The sequence below is a fragment of the Brevibacillus sp. HB1.1 genome (assembly GCF_013332445.1).
GTDB classification, from domain to species: Bacteria; Bacillota; Bacilli; order Brevibacillales; family Brevibacillaceae; genus Brevibacillus; species Brevibacillus porteri.
Genome location: NZ_JABMIV010000002.1, coordinates 858,404 through 875,066, shown reverse-complemented (window position 1 = coordinate 875,066; position 16,663 = coordinate 858,404). Strand labels below are relative to the sequence as shown.

At 46.6% G+C, this 16,663-nt stretch carries 18 protein-coding genes; 11 read left to right on the top strand and 7 right to left on the bottom strand.

What is annotated here, in order from left to right:
* Window positions 1–993, bottom strand: a complete 993-nt coding sequence (locus tag HPY27_RS09100) for an ABC transporter substrate-binding protein (RefSeq protein ID WP_174224813.1) — start codon at window positions 991–993, stop codon at window positions 1–3.
* Window positions 994–1,119: 126 nt separating this feature from the next.
* Here HPY27_RS09100 and rnz point away from each other — a divergent pair, with 126 nt between their 5' ends.
* The 4 genes from rnz to HPY27_RS09080 all read left to right on the top strand — a co-directional run bounded on the left by rnz (window position 1,120) and on the right by HPY27_RS09080 (window position 3,246).
* Window positions 1,120–2,076, top strand: coding sequence for a ribonuclease Z (rnz, locus tag HPY27_RS09095; protein ID WP_017247909.1), 957 nt, complete (start codon window positions 1,120–1,122; stop codon window positions 2,074–2,076).
* Window positions 2,077–2,119: 43 nt separating this feature from the next.
* The gene (locus HPY27_RS09090) at window positions 2,120–2,344 is read left to right on the top strand and encodes a hypothetical protein (RefSeq protein WP_017247910.1); all 225 of its coding nucleotides are present in this window, start codon (window positions 2,120–2,122) and stop codon (window positions 2,342–2,344) included.
* Between the two features lie 27 nt (window positions 2,345–2,371).
* Window positions 2,372–3,028 (top strand): YczE/YyaS/YitT family protein, encoded by a 657-nt coding sequence (locus HPY27_RS09085; RefSeq protein WP_017247911.1) that lies wholly within the window; start codon window positions 2,372–2,374, stop codon window positions 3,026–3,028.
* Between the two features lie 128 nt (window positions 3,029–3,156).
* Window positions 3,157–3,246: a YjcZ family sporulation protein gene (locus tag HPY27_RS09080; RefSeq protein WP_100169674.1), complete on the top strand. Its 90-nt coding sequence runs from the start codon at window positions 3,157–3,159 to the stop codon at window positions 3,244–3,246.
* Between the two features lie 112 nt (window positions 3,247–3,358).
* Here the strand turns inward: HPY27_RS09080 and HPY27_RS09075 are convergent, their stop codons facing one another.
* A complete protein-coding gene (locus HPY27_RS09075) occupies window positions 3,359–3,631 on the bottom strand; it encodes a stage VI sporulation protein F (protein WP_017247912.1) in 273 nt (90 codons plus the stop codon).
* A gap of 187 nt (window positions 3,632–3,818) precedes the next feature.
* Between HPY27_RS09075 and HPY27_RS09070 the strand changes: the two genes are divergently transcribed.
* Window positions 3,819–4,733, top strand: coding sequence for a S8 family peptidase (locus HPY27_RS09070; RefSeq protein ID WP_017247913.1), 915 nt, complete (start codon window positions 3,819–3,821; stop codon window positions 4,731–4,733).
* A gap of 74 nt (window positions 4,734–4,807) precedes the next feature.
* Here HPY27_RS09070 and HPY27_RS09065 read toward each other — a convergent pair whose 3' ends face one another.
* A complete protein-coding gene (locus HPY27_RS09065) occupies window positions 4,808–5,134 on the bottom strand; it encodes a hypothetical protein (protein WP_017247914.1) in 327 nt (108 codons plus the stop codon).
* A gap of 69 nt (window positions 5,135–5,203) precedes the next feature.
* Between HPY27_RS09065 and HPY27_RS09060 the strand changes: the two genes are divergently transcribed.
* Window positions 5,204–5,656 (top strand): YaiI/YqxD family protein, encoded by a 453-nt coding sequence (locus HPY27_RS09060; RefSeq protein WP_017247915.1) that lies wholly within the window; start codon window positions 5,204–5,206, stop codon window positions 5,654–5,656.
* Window positions 5,653–6,321, top strand: coding sequence for a phosphatase PAP2 family protein (locus HPY27_RS09055; RefSeq protein WP_174224812.1), 669 nt, complete (start codon window positions 5,653–5,655; stop codon window positions 6,319–6,321). The genes HPY27_RS09060 and HPY27_RS09055 overlap by 4 nt, the downstream gene beginning before the upstream one ends.
* An 8-nt stretch (window positions 6,322–6,329) precedes the next feature.
* Here the strand turns inward: HPY27_RS09055 and HPY27_RS09050 are convergent, their stop codons facing one another.
* On the bottom strand, window positions 6,330–7,211 hold the full coding sequence (locus HPY27_RS09050; protein WP_174224811.1) for a LysR family transcriptional regulator: 882 nt from the start codon (window positions 7,209–7,211) through the stop codon (window positions 6,330–6,332).
* Window positions 7,212–7,345: 134 nt separating this feature from the next.
* Between HPY27_RS09050 and HPY27_RS09045 the strand changes: the two genes are divergently transcribed.
* Entirely contained in the window at window positions 7,346–8,563 is a 1,218-nt protein-coding gene (locus tag HPY27_RS09045) for an MDR family MFS transporter (protein ID WP_173621520.1), read from the top strand.
* A 284-nt stretch (window positions 8,564–8,847) separates the two neighbouring features.
* Here HPY27_RS09045 and HPY27_RS09040 read toward each other — a convergent pair whose 3' ends face one another.
* Both HPY27_RS09040 and HPY27_RS09035 read right to left on the bottom strand, forming a co-directional pair.
* Entirely contained in the window at window positions 8,848–10,236 is a 1,389-nt protein-coding gene (locus HPY27_RS09040; protein ID WP_069852182.1) for an amino acid permease, read from the bottom strand.
* Between the two features lie 554 nt (window positions 10,237–10,790).
* Window positions 10,791–12,209: a sigma-54 interaction domain-containing protein gene (locus HPY27_RS09035; protein ID WP_017247920.1), complete on the bottom strand. Its 1,419-nt coding sequence runs from the start codon at window positions 12,207–12,209 to the stop codon at window positions 10,791–10,793.
* 196 nt (window positions 12,210–12,405) lie between these two features.
* Here HPY27_RS09035 and HPY27_RS09030 point away from each other — a divergent pair, with 196 nt between their 5' ends.
* The gene (locus HPY27_RS09030) at window positions 12,406–13,617 is read left to right on the top strand and encodes an ornithine--oxo-acid transaminase (RefSeq protein ID WP_017247921.1); all 1,212 of its coding nucleotides are present in this window, start codon (window positions 12,406–12,408) and stop codon (window positions 13,615–13,617) included.
* Window positions 13,618–13,893: 276 nt separating this feature from the next.
* On the top strand, window positions 13,894–14,031 hold the full coding sequence (sda, locus tag HPY27_RS09025; RefSeq protein ID WP_007725857.1) for a sporulation histidine kinase inhibitor Sda: 138 nt from the start codon (window positions 13,894–13,896) through the stop codon (window positions 14,029–14,031).
* Between the two features lie 106 nt (window positions 14,032–14,137).
* On the opposite strand, the gene HPY27_RS09020 is transcribed toward sda, so the two are convergent.
* Complete coding sequence (locus HPY27_RS09020; protein WP_174224810.1) at window positions 14,138–14,647, bottom strand: molybdopterin-binding protein; 510 nt, start codon at window positions 14,645–14,647, stop codon at window positions 14,138–14,140.
* Window positions 14,648–15,053: 406 nt separating this feature from the next.
* Between HPY27_RS09020 and HPY27_RS09015 the strand changes: the two genes are divergently transcribed.
* Entirely contained in the window at window positions 15,054–16,580 is a 1,527-nt protein-coding gene (locus HPY27_RS09015) for an AbgT family transporter (RefSeq protein WP_174224809.1), read from the top strand.
* The last annotated feature ends 83 nt before the right edge of the window (window positions 16,581–16,663 follow it).

Sequence of the window (16,663 nt, the reverse complement as noted above, 5' to 3'; positions counted from 1 at the left end):
CTATTTCCCTTCCTTGGATTGGGTAGCAAATGTGGTGTTTACCAGCTTGGTGTAATCAGCACGTTGTTTTAACTCACCAGCGGAATCCATAATATCTTGTAGCTGGTTCCATTCCTTTTCGTCTAGGATGGGATCGGTAGCATAGGAGCCCTGCTCCAAGTAACGCTGTACAGCGATTTCCAGAATCTTTGGATCGATTTGCTCGAAGTACTTGCCAATCACATCAGCCGTTTCTTTTGCGCTGTGGCTGGCAACCCACTGTTGCCCTTTGTAGACCGCATTGGTAAACTTTTGAATAGCTGCTGCGTTGCTGTCGATATAGCTTTGTTTTGTCATGAAGACGGTATAAGGAACGGTTCCGCTCTCTTTGCCAAAAGAGGCGACGACATGGCCGATTCCTTCCTGTTCAAAGCGGGAAGCTTCCGGTTCAAAGAGCTGTACATACGCTCCGGTACCCGATGCGAAGGAAGACGCAATATTTTTGAATTCGATATTCTGAATGAGTTCCAGGTCGCCTTGCGGATTGATATTGTGCTTTTTGAGTACATACTCGCCGACCATTTGCGGCATGCCGCCTTTACGTTGGCCCAAGAAGACACTGCCCTTTAGCCTGTCGAAAGTAAAGTCATCCATTTTGTCGCGGGAAACAAGGAAGGTACCGTCCGTCTGCGTGAGCTGTGCAAAGTTGACAACTGGATCAGCAGCTCCTTGCTGAGAGACGTAGATGCTGGTCTCGGAGCCGACGAGCGCGACTTCGATGCCGCCAGATAACAGAGCTGCCATCACTTTATCTCCGCCAGGTATGGTTGAGAGCTCTACTTCCAGACCTTCTTCCTTGAAAAATCCTTTTTCAAGTGCGACATATTGCGGGGCGTAAAACAAAGAACGAGTCACTTCACCAATTCTTATTTTTTCGGGAGTGCTGGAGCAGCCAGTCAAGACGGCCGTCATAGCGAGAAAAGCGGCCAGCCCCAGCGCCAAAAAGCGTTTCATGATTAGGAGTCCCTCCTTGCTAGGCTTTGTATGTTGTAGGCTATGCGCCCAGACAAAAAAGGGTGAATGCCTAGAGATAGAGACAGGCACATGATGAGGGAAGGCCACAAAGGAGATGGACATAGCGTGATCGTTACATTTTTAGGCACCGGATCAGGTGCACCTACTACGCGAAGAAACGTGAGTGGGATCGGCTTGCGATTTTTACAGGCAGGCAAGTGGTGGTTGTTTGACTGCGGAGAGGGGACTCAGCACCAGCTACTGCGAGCACCGATGAAAATTAGTCAGTTGGATAAAATCTTTATCACCCATCTACATGGGGATCATCTGTACGGACTGATCGGATTGCTTGCGAGCCGGTCTTTGCGCAATACCGAACCGACTCCGTTAGAGCTGTACGGACCACCAGGGCTCGACCGATATTTTCGAGCGATCATGGAGGCAAGTCCGGTTCATTTGCAATATCCCTTGGAAATAAAAATCGTCAGTGAGGGCGTAATCTACGAGGACGAAGAAATCGTGGTGAGCTGTCGAATGGCGAAACATCGCGTGCCTTCGTTTGCTTATGCTGTGATGGAAAAGGAAAAGACAGGAGCGTTTCAAGTAGAGCTGGCAAAGCAGGCCGGGGTGCCGTCAGGGCCGTTATTTGGAGCCTTGAAAAGAGGAGAACAGGTCACACTCGAGGATGGTCGTGTTCTGGACGGAAAGGACTTCGTTGGAGAGCCGCAGCCAGGACGCAAAATCGTCTTCAGTGGAGATACGGAGCCGAGCCAAGCGGTTGTGGAACTGGCAAAAGGGGCGGATTTGCTCGTCCACGAAGCGACCTACGCCCATCACGACAAGGAGCTGGCAACCAGAAGCGGGCATTCCACAGCACGTGAGGCAGCTCAAATTGCCAAAGACGCGGGCGTGAAAGAACTGTGTCTGACTCACTTTAGCCCACGTTATGAAGATGAAGACGGGGATTTTTCGATGGAGGATCTGTTGGCAGAAGCGCAGCAAATTTTTTCGGCGACCCAATTGGCTGATGATCTTGGCAGCATATCTGTAAAACGAGAGAGAAACGATGGGAGAAAGCCATAATCCCTGCTATAATGAATGATCACGATGGAGGAGGTGGGGGAGCATGAAGCGGATTACCTTTGCTACACCAGAAGAACTCATTCAACACTGTCAGTCGGAAGAAGTCAGCCTCGTTGTCGAATATCGAGACGATGTGAACAAGCAACGTCAGGTCATTTTGACGGGAGAGCAGCTTGCAGAGGCACAGACCTACCTGAACTTCTCCAAATCCGAAGCGTATTACCGTAAGGACGGACTTTTTTACGAAGTTATTGCAGGCTGGAAGTAAACCACATCGTCAGGAGATGAAAGAGACGTGTCTGGCAGAGGGTTCAACAGGTCGATCACAGTTCGCTACTTGATGTTTGTACTAGGTTTGTTCGTCGGTGCATTCGGTACAGTACTGGCCATTAAAGCAAACCTCGGCGTAGCACCTTGGGAAACCTTTCATATCGGCCTGCAAAAAACATTTGGATTAACGATTGGCCTGTGGTCTCAGATCGTGGGAGTCGTTGTCATTTTCGCCACTTATTTCGTGGCAAAAATGAAGCCTAATTTTGGAATGTTCTTAAATATGATTTGCTTTGGCGTTTTTCTCGATCTTATCTTATGGTTAGATTTTATTCCTGAGCTGGAATCTATCTGGGCGAGGCTTTTGATGTTTCTCGCAGGTGTTGTTGTTTTGACTGTCGGGATCGGGATGTATTTATCTCCTTCTCTTGGGGCAGGACCGCGCGACAGCTTTATGCTGGCGATGAACGAGCGTCTAGGCTGGAGTATCCAGCGAGTCCGACTCATCATAGAAGTTACCGTACTGCTTGCAGGTGCTGCGTTGGGTGGACCTGTGTCAATCGGCACGATACTGATTGCACTGTTAACGGGACCGATGATTCAACGTACGATTCCGTTTTGGCGTCAAGTCATGAAAAAGCAGTATGGACTGCCAGAGCCAATTGAAAGACAAGCGAGCTAATCTCCTTTCCATTTGCCAGTAACTGTGTAAAAAACCAGGAAAAACAGTCTTGTATAGGCGATGGTCCAATCATCTTTAAGCATTCGCACATACAGTATGACTAGTTGCTGGCAAAGGAGGGAAAGCGAATGAGTCTGTTCAACGGAGGATTTGACGACTTTGCTTTAATACTGGTGTTGTTCGTACTGCTCGTTATCGTTGCTTGCTCTTGCGACTAACGAAAACACTGGTCATTAGCTTCGCCAGGAGGGAGAGCGATTTTTCGCTCTCTCTTTTGTTTTGCAAAAAAAGGCTTCGCCAAAGAGGGGCGAAGCCAAAGGGCGGCATTTCTTATCCGAGGCGATCATGCACTTGTTTTTTTACGCTGGACATTTGCTGATCGGATAATTTGACTCCGACCGCCTTGCTGACTTTTTTAATCAGTTCGCTTAATTTCTTGTCATCCTTCAAGTCTTTCATGGAGAAATCTCTGGCCAGTGATCGTACATCGCCCATCGTCCATTTTTTCTTACTTTTCTTGTTGATGGATTTCAGTAAGTCACGTGGACTGCCCTTCGCTTTTTGCTTGACCTTTGCCCTTACTTTTCCTTTTGCTTTTGCCATGATGCTTCGCTCCTTTCAAAGGAATACGCCTGCCCTATGCAGTTATATGGAAAAGCAAGGGAGTTCGCTTGGACAGATTCACGCGGCTATTCGCCTATTTTGGTCAACGTTGTGCAATGGCCCAAACCCACAGAGGGAGCCGTGACATAGGATGAGTCAGAACGATGCATGACAGGAGGCTAGTGGGTTGAAAATTGTCAGCTTTCATCGGGATACGCCGTTTACCGAGATTCTGTCAGATTTGAAAACCAAGGTTCTGACCAAAACCGAGAGACTTCCATGGCGATGCTATGATGACCTTTCTTGCTTGTGTGTCAAACAAAAGATATTTGAGCAGCATGAGGAGCTTTTTCGAAGGTATAAAGCGATGGTGGAAGAGAACATTACCGTAAGCGTGCATGCGGAAGGAGAGGATGAAATCCCGTGGGGAGTGCGATATGTGGGGGCACAGAGATTGTGGCGAAAGGGGCGAGGAGCAGGCGTCAAGGTCGCTGTCATCGATACGGGAATCTCCCGCGATCATTTTGATTTGAAGGGCCAAATAAAGGGTGGCATCCAGCTAGTGCGCGGCAAACAAAATGGACACGGGACGCATGTCGCAGGGATCATCGTAGCCGAGATGAACCAAAGAGGAATTGTCGGAGTTTCTCCAGAGGCCCATTTGTATGACGTCCGTGCTTTTGATCATGAGGGTCAATCATCTTTGTCGACCATTTTGCAGGCTCTGCAATGGTCAATTGCCAATAAGATGGATGTTATCAACATGAGCTTTGGCATGCCCCAATATAGCGAAGCAATGGCGAGAGCAGTTGGTCGGGCCTATCAGCAAGGAATCGTACTGGTAGCTTCTGCAGGCAACGGAGGGGGAGAAGTGGAGTATCCTGCGCGGTACGATGGTGTCTTAGGGGTTAGTGCGATTGATCAAACGGGAAAATTGGCAACGTTCAGTGCGAGAGGCAAGGGCGTAAATATGAAGGCACCCGGGGTTGATATTTTATCTACGTGGCCGGGAAATCAGTTTAAAAAGCTGAATGGCACTTCGATGGCTGCCCCGCATGTAGCAGGGCTGAAGGCGTTAGAAATTGGTCGCAAGCGAAAATAAGCATAGCGTTCCTACGAAAAAACAGCTCCGAGGCTAAAAAAGAAGCCAAGGAGCTGTTGCTTTTTATAAACGAATTATTGATGGGTTTTGGAGTCATGGTCTTGCTGGACACGGAACCATATATTAAGATCATTAATAACACTGGCCAATTCGTGGATCTCGCTGTTCAATTCGCAAGATCTAACGAAATTTTCTTCTTCGGACATTAGTTTGGTTTTCTCGATAATGACCTTCTCTACCCGGTGTATTTTATCCGGAATGGTCGCGCGGATTTCTTCCCATTCCAGCAACATATCCGCTCTTTCTACTTTCGAATAATCTTCCCATTCCAGATGCAGCACGGGAAGTCGTATACCTAGCCGTTCATCATGGATAAATTGATAGCGCAAAGGTGAACTCACTCCTCTCCACTTCCATCATACCAAAAATGAATCGGTACGGGGAGAGAAATACACACGAAAGGAGCAACTATGTCAAAAGGACGTGTTCTTATCGATGCGGATGCTTGTCCGCGCCAGGCACTCTTAACTGCCCAAGCATTGTGCAAGGAGCTCGACTGGATTTGTTTGACCTTTGCCAGTTATAATCATCAAATCGGCAACGCCAATCATGTAACGGTAGATGCCGGCCCACAAGCCGTAGATATGAAGCTGGCGAACGAAACGAGTTCAGGGGATGTCGTGGTGACGCAGGATATTGGTCTGGCAGCGCTTATTCTAGGAAAGAGAGCTCATGCCCTGACACCCCACGGGATGGTTTTTGACCCAGAACGGATTACGTTTCATTTGGAAGAACGAAATGAAAAAGCGAGATATCGGCGAGGGGGAGGTCGTACAAAGGGGCCTGCTGCTCGCACGCGTGAAGACGATCAACGATTTGCTGAGTCCTTGCGTTTTTTGATGGAAAGAGGAGATCAACAATGAATCAGACAACTAGAAAAAATGGATATGTAAGCGGAGCACTTACATTTGCGGTACTTGCCACAAGCATGTTTGCCCTCTACGTAGCAGGGAAAGTGGCAGGTATGGATCAAGCTGCCATCGCATTTGCAGAGTCGATTCGCTCGGATGTTGGGACTGCTTTTTTCCGATTGGTAACCAATCTTGGCGGCGGCATGTTCCTTGTACCTGTAGCGGTGATCATGTTCGTTGTCCTATACATAAAGAAATATCGTGTGGAGGCAATGTTTGTTCTCATTTCCCTCGGTGCCAGTGAAGTAGCGAATGAGCTCTTAAAGCGGTTCTTTGAGAGACCTAGACCGAGTGGCGTCAATCTGATTGAGCTGCCGGAGTCCTTTTCGTTTCCGAGTGGTCATGCGATGATTGGACCAGCCTTTTATTGCATGGTCGCGTTTTGGATTGCCCAGTGGTTTGCGGAGAAAAGATGGTCGTCGCTCGTGCAGCCTGCGGTTTTTATTTTCGTGGCATTGCTCGCGTTCAGCCGTGTGTACTTGGGGGTTCATTATTTGAGCGATGTGCTTACCGGCTTTTTCCTGTCGATGTGCTGGTACTTTCTCCTTCGTCTTGGCTATGAAGAATGGATGGGGAGACGAAGCACGGTCGTCGACCCCATACCGCAGTCCAGGTAATCAGCAAGCTAGGTGGAATACCCTAATTCATTCATTAAACTCAGCCATTTTTCTACGCTGGGTTTATTTTTTTTGTCCTTTGGCAAGACGATGTACGCCGATCGTTTGGGAGGTTTATTGCCTGTTATGATCAGTTCCTTCAAGGTACCTGCCGCAAGCTCTGCTTTGACGGTAGAGCGCGTCAACAAGCTCACGCCGAGACCTTCTTTGATCAGATCGATAGCGAGCTCCGCTTTGTCTACTGTCAGCTTGGGTACGTAATTACGCGGCAATGTCTGTCTAATCCACTCGTTAAAAGGAGGGCCCCAATTCATGTACAGCAGCGGCAGATTGCGCAGCTCGCGCGAATCGACGTGTGTAGATGCGGCAATGGGGCTCTCTGGACAGCAAACCAAGACAATTTCATCATCCCACGTTGGTATAACGTCAAAGTTGGGCAAGGATGGGGGAACGTACACGATTCCGATTTGAATCACGTTGTCCAGCAAATACTGGATGACATCGGACGAGTGCCCTGTCTTGGTGCTGATCGCAATTTGTGGATACCGATAGTGGTATTCTTTCAAGATTGGCTCGAGGGTGGAAGTCCAGATCGCGTTTAAGCTGCCGATCGATAAATAGTCTTCATAAGGCTGGAGTGAAGCGACTTCATTTAGGGCTTCATGGGACAGTTTGAGGATTCTCTCTGCATACGGTAAAAGGGTTAAGCCCGCTTGGGTAATCTCAACACTTCTTTTATCACGAATGAAAAGAGGTTTGCCAACTTTTTCTTCCAGTTGCTTGATTCGCATTGTCACCGTAGACTGGACTAAGTGGAGCATTTCCGCAGCCTTGGTGAAATTTTTTGTTTGGGCCAATGTGTAGAAAGCGCGTAATTGTTCGAAGTCCATACAGTTGGAATCCCTCTTATCTAAATATTTGATTACCATATACAAAAATGTTCGTTTCCCAAATTATACCCTGTTCGCTAAGCTGGGGATATCCTTATTTCATGTGGGCTATCGGGAGAGCGAGGGGTATTGGGATGAAGTGGGAATGGTGGCGAGAAACGCCCTTTTCAGTGAAGCTCTTGTTAAGCACATCTTTTATGATGAATATGGGTTTTTATGCATTAATCCCGTACCTCACTTTGTATTTGACGGGCAGTATCGGCTGGACACTGGCGATGGCAGGGATTGTCCTGAGTGTCAGACAGTTTTCCCAGCAAGGTCTTGCTTTTTTAGGCGGTGTGATCGCGGATGCCTTCGGATACAAAGGGGCGATGTTCCTCGGATTGGGCGTACGTGCCGTTGGTTTTGCGATGTTCGCTTTTTGTACCGAGACCTGGCACTTTTTTGTTGCCGCGATTCTTTCCGGATTGGGTGGGGCGTTGTTTGAGCCTGCTTGCTCTGCTGCCTATGCGATTATTACACCTGAGGCCATTCGAAAAGAAGTATTCTCCCTTCGCAATGTGCTTGGAAATATTGCGGTAGTCGGTTCCCAAATCGTGGGGACAGCACTCTCGGCTATTGATTTTACGTACATTTCGTTGTTTGCAGGAGCCGTTTTCGGAGTGAATACAATCGTGATCTTCTTTTTATTCCCACCAATTCGCGCCACTAATACACGGCATAGCATATGGGAAAGTATGTCCACGGTAGTGAAGGACAAGCTGTTTGTACGATATACCTTTATTTTGATGGGGTATTATTACTTGAATATGCAGGTGTTTTTAACGATTCCGCTGTTTGTTGAAAATGTTACGCATAGCAAGGTGAATGTAGGGATTGTGCTTTCTGCTCTCTCGCTGTTTGTGATCTTATTTCAAATGAAAGTGACACAATTGCTGGAGGGTTATCAGCACAGGCTTACCTTGATTGGCATCGGAACGTTGTTTATGAGTGTGGGACTATTTTTGTTCACGTTTGCCGATTCATTGTGGCTCATTCTTTTGGATGTGTTCCTTTTTGCACTGGGTACCATGATTGCTGTTCCGAATCTGGTGGATGTCGTTCCTCGTTTTGCTCCCAAGGACTTGGTTGGCGCCTATTACGGCTTCAACGGGTATTCGATTGCCATCGGGGGTTCGTTCGGACAAATAGCAGGAGGATGGGTGTACGATGTAGGGCTACGCTTGCAAACGCCGTGGCTGCCATGGACCATTTGTTTGGTCATCGGGTTTTGGGTGGCCTGGATGCTATATCGCATGGAACAACAAACCGGACAAATCGGGAATGATCTTAAGAAAATAGCTCGATCGTAAATATTTTTGGGCGAAATGAAACATTTTCCATCGTTCATACGTATATAACGATAGAGATGATTGGCGCAAGAAAGTGAGGGAATTTTATGGAAGATATGAAAAAGCTAAAGCGCATGTTGCTGGTAACGAGTTCCCTTGGATTTGCAGTCTTTGCCATGGTAGTCGTTACGGAAATTGTCCGAATCTCATTGTAGTATTGCCAAGCCTATCGCATCGCATATAAAACATGAAAAGCTTGCAGTCCCTTCTTGAAAGAGGGGGGCTGCAAGCTTTTCTTTTTGTGATTATGCTTCGATTTTCTTTTTAAAATGGAATTGATACACGCAAATTGCAATGATCATGAACGGAACTCCGCAGTACAAGGCGATGCGCTGTTCGGGATCGAATGCCAAGCTTACGAGAACGAGCAAGTTCAAGATCAAGGAAATCAAAGGCAGTATCGGATACAAAGGGGTACGGAACTTCAGATCCTCCAGCTTGCCTCCATTTTTCAGGTAATGGCGACGGAAAGCGAGCTGCGAAGCGGAGATGGAGATCCACCCCACTTGTGCGCCGAGACCAGCGATAGACAACAGCACCATGAAAACCGTATCTTCTGCAAAAATACCGGACAGAAGAGACAAGAGAGCAATGGCAAACGTAATCAACAAAGCGTTCATCGGAATCCCTTTTCCATTTACGGCCCCAAGCTTTTTCGAAGCCATTCCTTCTTTGGACAGGGAGTAAAGCATACGAGTTGCTGCGTACAAACCAGAGTTGGCTACAGATAGAAGTGCTGTCAGGACAACGAAGTTCATAATGTCAGCCGCATAAGGAATCCCAATACTGTCAAAAACGACGACAAACGGACTTTCAATCACACCCGCCTGTTGGTGTGGAATCATCCCTGCCACGATGGCAATCGCCAGAATGAAGAAAACGAGTGTGCGCCAAACCGTCGTACGAATGGCCTTCGGAATCGTCTTCTCTGGGTCCTCACTTTCTCCAGCGGCAATCCCGATCAGCTCGGTACCTTGGAAGGAGAAGTTCACGGTGATCATCGTCATCAGCAAGCCTGTGATTCCAAAGGGGAGAAGCGGGCTTTCTGTAAAGTTGGAGAGCATTGGCGCAGGCTGACCGTTTTTCAGGTCGATGAAACCAAACATCGCCGCTCCACCCAAGATGATGAACAAGATGATAGCGCTTACTTTAATGCTGGAAAACCAGAACTCAGATTCACCGAACGCTCGAGCAGATAAAGCATTTAATAAGAAGAGCACTACACCGAAGATCGCGCACCACATCCAAACAGGTGAGTCAGGGAACCAACGTTGCATCAGCAATCCTGATGACAACAACTCTAAAGCAACGGTCACGGCCCAACCAAGCCAATACAACCAGCCTACACCAAACCCAAGTGCTGGGCTAACAAAGCGGGTCATATATGTTTGGAACGAACCGGCCACTGGCATGGCAACTGTCAGCTCACCTAGACATAGCATAGTCAGGTACATGATAAAGCCGCCGACTAAATAGGAGAGAATGGCACCAACTGGTCCTGCCTGACTAATTGTATAACCTGATCCGAGAAATAACCCGGTCCCGATTACGCCGCCAAGAGAAATCATAAAGAGGTGTCTGCTGTTCATCGTGCGTTTCAATTGATTGTGCTGCTCCATGTTGCTTGTGGACATATAACCCTCTCCTTCACGCGAGTATGTTCAATGGATGTATGCGTTTTCAGGCGCGATAGCGATATATGCTCTGCAAGAATGATACCAAAAGAAATAATTTATGAAAATATTATTTTTGAGGTATATACTACCAAAAAAGTGCAAAAAGATTCGGCAGTTGATGCAAAATAATTAAAAAAACGCCAAATTTCTTGGCGTTTATTAAAAAAGATAAGGGGAAAATTGGACTGAAAGAAAACATCTAAAGAGATGAACTTGCATGCTTTTAGAAGGTAACGATTAACCAATAAAACTGGTGAGAAGAAAAAGCGCAGGGCTCGTAGACCTTGACAAAGCCAACTCAGTCGGAACTTCAAAAAGGGGTCCACGCTTGTCGAACACTTCTTCTTGAGAAACGTCCGCCCGTAGGGTGGCTTTGGCTCGACGGGCCCCTTTTTGAAGTGTAGACGAACAGTGAATCACCCTTGCGGGCGTGTCAGAGTCGAAGAGAACTGTGCTTTTTCTTCTCTCCACCATGTTGACTCAAACCAGAACGTCGTTTTTATTAGTATGCCTTATCCCTTAATCCCCAGCTTACGCAAACGATACTGCAAGCTTTGACGACTAATTTGCAATTCCTTGGCTGCTCGTGAAATATTTCCGTTATAGCGTTCCACAACATGGTGAATATATGCTGTTTCAAATTCTTGCATGGTTTCCTTCAACGGCTTTCCTTCGTCCACAAAAGGCAATGTGTGAGGGGAGGGTTGCTCGATTGTTACGGAAGCGGCTGGCGTACGACGCAAAAAGTGTAAGGGTAAGTGTTCATAGCGGATGGTTGATTCGTCAATCATCAGATTCATGGCCCCCTCAATCAAGTGTTGAAGCTCACGCACATTGCCAGGCCAATCATGCTGGATAAAAAATTGCAGAACCTCGTCACTGATGCCTCTTACCTCCATTTGGAACAGCTCATTGTATTTCTCAATAAAATGGCTGACCAGCATCGGAATATCTTCCTTGCGTTCCCGAAGCGGGGGGAGAAATAACGTGACGACTCCGAGGCGATAGTACAAGTCTTTTCGCAAATGCGAATGGGCGATTGCCTCAACAGGATCTTCATTAATTGCTGCAATGATTCGTACATCGATCGATCGATCCTTTGTGTCACCAATACGTCTAATCGACTTCTCTTGCAGAGCACGCAACAATTTTGCCTGTAGTGGCATACTAAGCGAGTTGATTTCGTCGAGAAAAAGGGTTCCGCCTTCTGCTTGCTCAAACAATCCAGGTCGCTCCACTGCGCCAGTAAATGCTCCACGAGCCGTTCCAAACAAAAGCCCTTCGATCAGGCTATCCGGAAGCGCAGCGCAGTTTTGTGAAATAAGGGGACCAGAAGCGCGCAGACTGGCATTATGAATGCTTTGAACGAACAGCTCTTTCCCGGCACCCGTTTCACCCACGACCAATACGGATGAGGAGGTGCGTGCTGCGCGTTTGGCATTCTCTATGACATCGAGAATAGGACCGCTTCTCCCGATAATGTGCTCGAATGTGTAGCGTGACCCGTTTTTTTGCAGCAAGTTTTCTCTGATCAATCGTTCCATTTTGGTAACATCATTTGCGATTTCCATTGCGCCGATGATCTTGCCATTTTCAATGATGGGGTACGTATGGTTGATGGTTGAAATTTCTTTTTGCTTGTCATTGAAATACGTTTGTCGTGTATTGCGAATGCTATTTCCGGTACGCAAGCATGTGAGCAAGGTACTTTCCTGTCCAGACGGGAACTGAAAAACCTCTGCCAAAGGTTTGTGCAAAACGTTTTGTCTGGTCATCGATTCCAGCTCGGTCATTTTGGAATTGTAGACAATCGTTGTCCCGTCCGAATCGATGACATGTACACCTTCATTCATTCTGTCCAAAATATGTTCATAAATGCGCAAGAGAGTGTCAGCTGAAGAATTTTGCCTAGAAGACGACACCGTGGTCACCAGCCTTTCCTTATGAAGGTATCATAGCATAAAGGGAATGAGTGCAAAAACATTATGCACTGCAAAAGAATATGAATGTGAGGTGCAAAATTTTTTTGCTCGCTTGATCGGATTGGATCGACTTTGTGGGGTTTTCCTATTTGGCATCGTTCTTGCTAGATAATTTTAGCAAGTGATCTTGAAGGAGGCTAACGACATGAGTAAAACAAACGTGGTTATTGAACAAACAGAAAAATTTGGTGCGCACAACTATCATCCGCTACCGATCGTTATTTCCAAAGCAGAAGGCGTATGGGTACACGATCCGGAAGGCAATAAATATCTGGATATGCTGAGTGCATATTCTGCGCTGAACCAAGGGCATCGTCATCCACGTATCATCCAAGCTCTGAAAGATCAAGCAGATAAAGTAACGCTCACTTCCCGTGCTTTTTACAATGACCAACTGGGTGAATTCTACGAAAAGCTCTCTGCGGTGACAAGAAAAGAAATGATCCTGCCAATGAATACTGGTGCAGAAGCAGTAGAGACAGCACTCAAAGCGGTTCGTCGCTGGGCTTATGACGTGAAAAAAGTACCAGAGAACCAAGCAGAAATCATCGTATGTGAAGGCAACTTCCATGGTCGTACTGTCACAGTAACTTCCTTCTCTTCTGCAGAAGAATACAGACGTGGCTTCGGACCATTCACTCCTGGGTTCAAAATCATTCCTTATGGCGATATTGAAGCGCTTAAGCAAGCGATTACACCGAATACAGCAGCATTCATGCTGGAGCCGATCCAAGGCGAAGCAGGGATCATCATTCCGCAAGAGGGCTTCTTGAAGCAGGCACAAGAGGTATGTAAAGCAAACAATGTACTCTTGGTCAGCGACGAGATCCAAACAGGCTTCGGTCGCACAGGTAAAATGTTTGCCAGCGATTGGGAAAATGTAGTACCAGACATGTACATCATGGGGAAAGCTCTTGGTGGTGGCGTGTTCCCGATTTCCGCAGTAGCAGCAGATAAAGAAATCTTGAGCGTATTTGAACCAGGCTCTCACGGTTCTACCTTTGGCGGAAATCCACTCGGATGCGCAGTTGCCATCGCAGCTATGGATGTACTGGCTGACGAAGGTCTTGTACAGCGCTCCCTGGAAATGGGCGCATACTTCATGGAGAAATTGAAAGAAATCAACAACCCGATCATCAAGGAAATTCGCGGTCGCGGTCTGTTCATTGGTTTGGAGCTGACAACAGCGGCTCGTCCATATTGCGAAAAACTAAAAGAACTGGGACTCCTGTGCAAAGAAACACATGAGACAACCATTCGCTTTGCACCGCCACTCGTCATCAGCAAAGAAGACTTGGATTGGGCAATTGATCGCATCAAGCAAGTTCTGCACGTGACAGAAGCGGCAAACGCATAATAGTAACGAAAAAAGCCATCCTGTACAGGGTGGCTTTTTTTCTTGAGGGGTGATTATGACAGAATAGTCATATCATTCGTTCGACAAATTTCGACTGACTGTGGATAAATGGAAAAAAACATCCACAAAGGAAATGCTTGGATACTTATAAGTTACACACAGTTTGCCCACATGTTACCAACAAGATGTCCACATTGCTTGTGGATATCCGAACGGTTGTTCGATACAAAGGCTTCTGTTACAATGGGCTCATATTAGCGATGGAGGTGAGCAAAGGTGAAATACTTAAGTGACCAAATGTTGATAGAAGTATATCATCGCGCTGTCGACCTTCAACTAGATGCAGCTTTTATCGAATTGCTTCGCGAAGAACTACAGCATCGGAATATCCGTATCACGCAGTTCAGCGCCTAAGAGCAAAATCATCACACATACGTAACATATGGCAAAAGCCATCCTCTTTTTTTCGAAGGAGGATGGCTTTTGTTATCCAAGAGAGGATTATCTTAAGTGGCTTGTCTTACGCTTGCTCCGTAATAAACTCCAAAGCGATAATTCCTTTGATTGGCGCTTCATTTGCCAGCAACACTTCCGGCAAATAAAAGTACACAGGACCATCCTCTTTAATAGGCTTGCCGTCTTTGGAGAATTGGAGGATGGCTCTTCTTGCCTCTGCAAGTGGAAGAACGATCGCTTCCTGATCCTCGCGGTGAAGACGGACATGAGTCACCTCTGGTAGGGGCTCAGCGTTTGTAATGAAGGGATCGAGACGAATTCCGTACTCGCCTTCGAGCACTTTACGTTCTTCGGCTAAGCTTTTTCGTTCGGAAGGAAGCGTAGCCCCTTCACGCAATTCCTTATCCCACTGCGTCCCCGTGCCAGCCAAATACTTTGCTTGTGTAGCCAGCGAGCTATCATCTTCGCCCGCGTATGTTTTCAGATCGAATTTGCGTTCATCAAAAACCCAAACGGTTGGATCCAATGTAATAGGGAAAGCAATTTCCCCTTTGAACACGATAACATCAGACATACGTCATTCCTCCGTGATCATTCGTAATCAATCTCTATATTACTATAGACTCGCAAATGACAGCAATTATCCAAAAAGCGAAAATTTCATAAAATAGTCTAAAAATTATTGACATGGATTTTATAGATTATATAATCATATTAGCAAGTTATTATGTGAGAGTGAACTTTGCCTGCTATATTTGAACTTTACTTAAAAGTTGGAGTCAGATAAAAGGCATTGTGTACAAGCCTTTCGATTCTTGGAAAGGCTTTCACGAAATAAGGGAAGCTCACTTCGTCTTTCTCCCGCTGAACCATCAACGGCGATGAGCGCTAGAGAAGGAAGACCACATCATTCATCCCGAGGATGGTCGCAAATACGCAAGAACATTCAGGGAATTCAAACGAATCAAGGGGGCGAAACTATGGCGAAAGGCACGAATGTGCAAGTAGATCTGATGAAGCAAAAAGGTATCCTAAAATGGATTGAAACGGTAGGGAATAAGCTCCCGCATCCATTTGTATTGTTCATTATTTTGTGTGGTGTATTGATGGTAGTCTCTGCAATCCTCGCAGCCATGGACTTTTCGGTTATGCATCCTGCAAAAGGCGAAGAGGTTGCCGTTAAGAGTTTGCTTAGCGTCGAAGGTATTCATTGGATTTTAACAAGTATGCTGAAAAACTTTATTGAATTTCCAGCACTTGGTCTCGTTCTGGCGATGACGCTTGGAATTGGACTGGCAGAAAAAATCGGTCTTTTGACGACAGTTCTACGCAAAATGATGGCAGGTATTCCGGCATCGGTTGTCAGTTATGCAATTGTCTTTGTCGGTATTTTAGGAAATCTTGCTTCTGATGCAGCCATGGTTATTATTCCTCCGCTTGGCGGTCTTGTGTTCTTGGCAATGGGGCGCCACCCGATTGCAGGTTTTGCAGCCGGTATGGCTGGTGTATCCTCCGGTTTTACAGCGAACTTTTTCATTGCCGGTACAGATGCTCTCTTGGCAGGGATCAGTACGGAAGTAGCGAAAACGATTGATCCGAATGCAATGGTTACGCCAGTAGATAACTGGTTCTTCATGTCAGCTTCCGTTGTTATCCTTGCTTTCTTTGGAGGATGGATTACCGATAAAATTATCGAACCACGTCTTGGCACGTATCACGGCGATCGAAACGTACAATTCGAAGCAGTAACTCCGCAAGAAAACAAAGCACTGCGCAAAGCGGGTATCGCAGCGCTGATTTTCGTGGTGATTGTAGCATTGCTGGTCGTTCCAGAAGGTTCACTGTTGCGCGATCCAAAGACAGGTGAATTCTTGACATCACCGTTTTTGAAAGGGATTATTCCCATCATCCTGTTGTTCTTCGTGACCGTATCGTTTGTGTATGGTAGAGCAATGGGATTGATTAAAACATCGAAGGACATTCCGCATTACATGTCCGAAGCAATCAAGGATATGTCCGGCTTTATTGTGTTAGCGTTTACAGCAGCACAGTTCATCGCGTTCTTTAACTGGAGCAACATTGGTATTTTGATGGCTGTCAATGGTGCAGAATTCATGACAAACATGGGCTTGACTGGCTTGCCGATCATTATTGCCTTTACAATCTTCACTGGTATCTGTAGCTTGTTTATCACGAGTGGTTCAGCACTGTGGGCGATCCTTGCACCTGTATTCATGCCAATGCTGATGCTGTTGGATTACAACCCGGCATTTATCCAGGCCGCTTATCGGATTGCGGACTCTGCAACCAATACGATCTCACCTGTGAATCCGTACATCCCGCTCTTCCTGGCGTTCTATCAGAAGTATAATAAGAATGCGGGAATGGGAACGATTTTCTCTACCATGACTCCATTTGCAATCGTTTTCCTGGTCGTTTGGATCTTGCAATTGACATTATGGTACTACCTTGACCTCCCATTTGGTCCTGGCGTATACGCTCGTTAATCTATTGATAGTAAGAAGAGAGTCGCTCACTGGGCGGCTCTTTTTTTCGTACACCTGAAGCTTGGACAATTGGAAAAAGACGG

Coding starts and splice junctions, on each gene's coding strand:
- HPY27_RS09100 (WP_174224813.1), bottom strand. CDS start 993: ATGAAACGCTTTTTGGCGCTGGGGCTGGCCGCTTTTCTCGCTATGACG.
- HPY27_RS09090 (WP_017247910.1), top strand. CDS start 2,120: ATGAAGCGGATTACCTTTGCTACACCAGAAGAACTCATTCAACACTGT.
- HPY27_RS09080 (WP_100169674.1), top strand. CDS start 3,157: ATGAGTCTGTTCAACGGAGGATTTGACGACTTTGCTTTAATACTGGTG.
- HPY27_RS09075 (WP_017247912.1), bottom strand. CDS start 3,631: ATGGCAAAAGCAAAAGGAAAAGTAAGGGCAAAGGTCAAGCAAAAAGCG.
- HPY27_RS09060 (WP_017247915.1), top strand. CDS start 5,204: ATGTCAAAAGGACGTGTTCTTATCGATGCGGATGCTTGTCCGCGCCAG.
- HPY27_RS09055 (WP_174224812.1), top strand. CDS start 5,653: ATGAATCAGACAACTAGAAAAAATGGATATGTAAGCGGAGCACTTACA.
- HPY27_RS09050 (WP_174224811.1), bottom strand. CDS start 7,211: ATGGACTTCGAACAATTACGCGCTTTCTACACATTGGCCCAAACAAAA.
- HPY27_RS09045 (WP_173621520.1), top strand. CDS start 7,346: ATGAAGTGGGAATGGTGGCGAGAAACGCCCTTTTCAGTGAAGCTCTTG.
- HPY27_RS09040 (WP_069852182.1), bottom strand. CDS start 10,236: ATGTCCACAAGCAACATGGAGCAGCACAATCAATTGAAACGCACGATG.
- HPY27_RS09030 (WP_017247921.1), top strand. CDS start 12,406: ATGAGTAAAACAAACGTGGTTATTGAACAAACAGAAAAATTTGGTGCG.
- HPY27_RS09020 (WP_174224810.1), bottom strand. CDS start 14,647: ATGTCTGATGTTATCGTGTTCAAAGGGGAAATTGCTTTCCCTATTACA.
- HPY27_RS09015 (WP_174224809.1), top strand. CDS start 15,054: ATGGCGAAAGGCACGAATGTGCAAGTAGATCTGATGAAGCAAAAAGGT.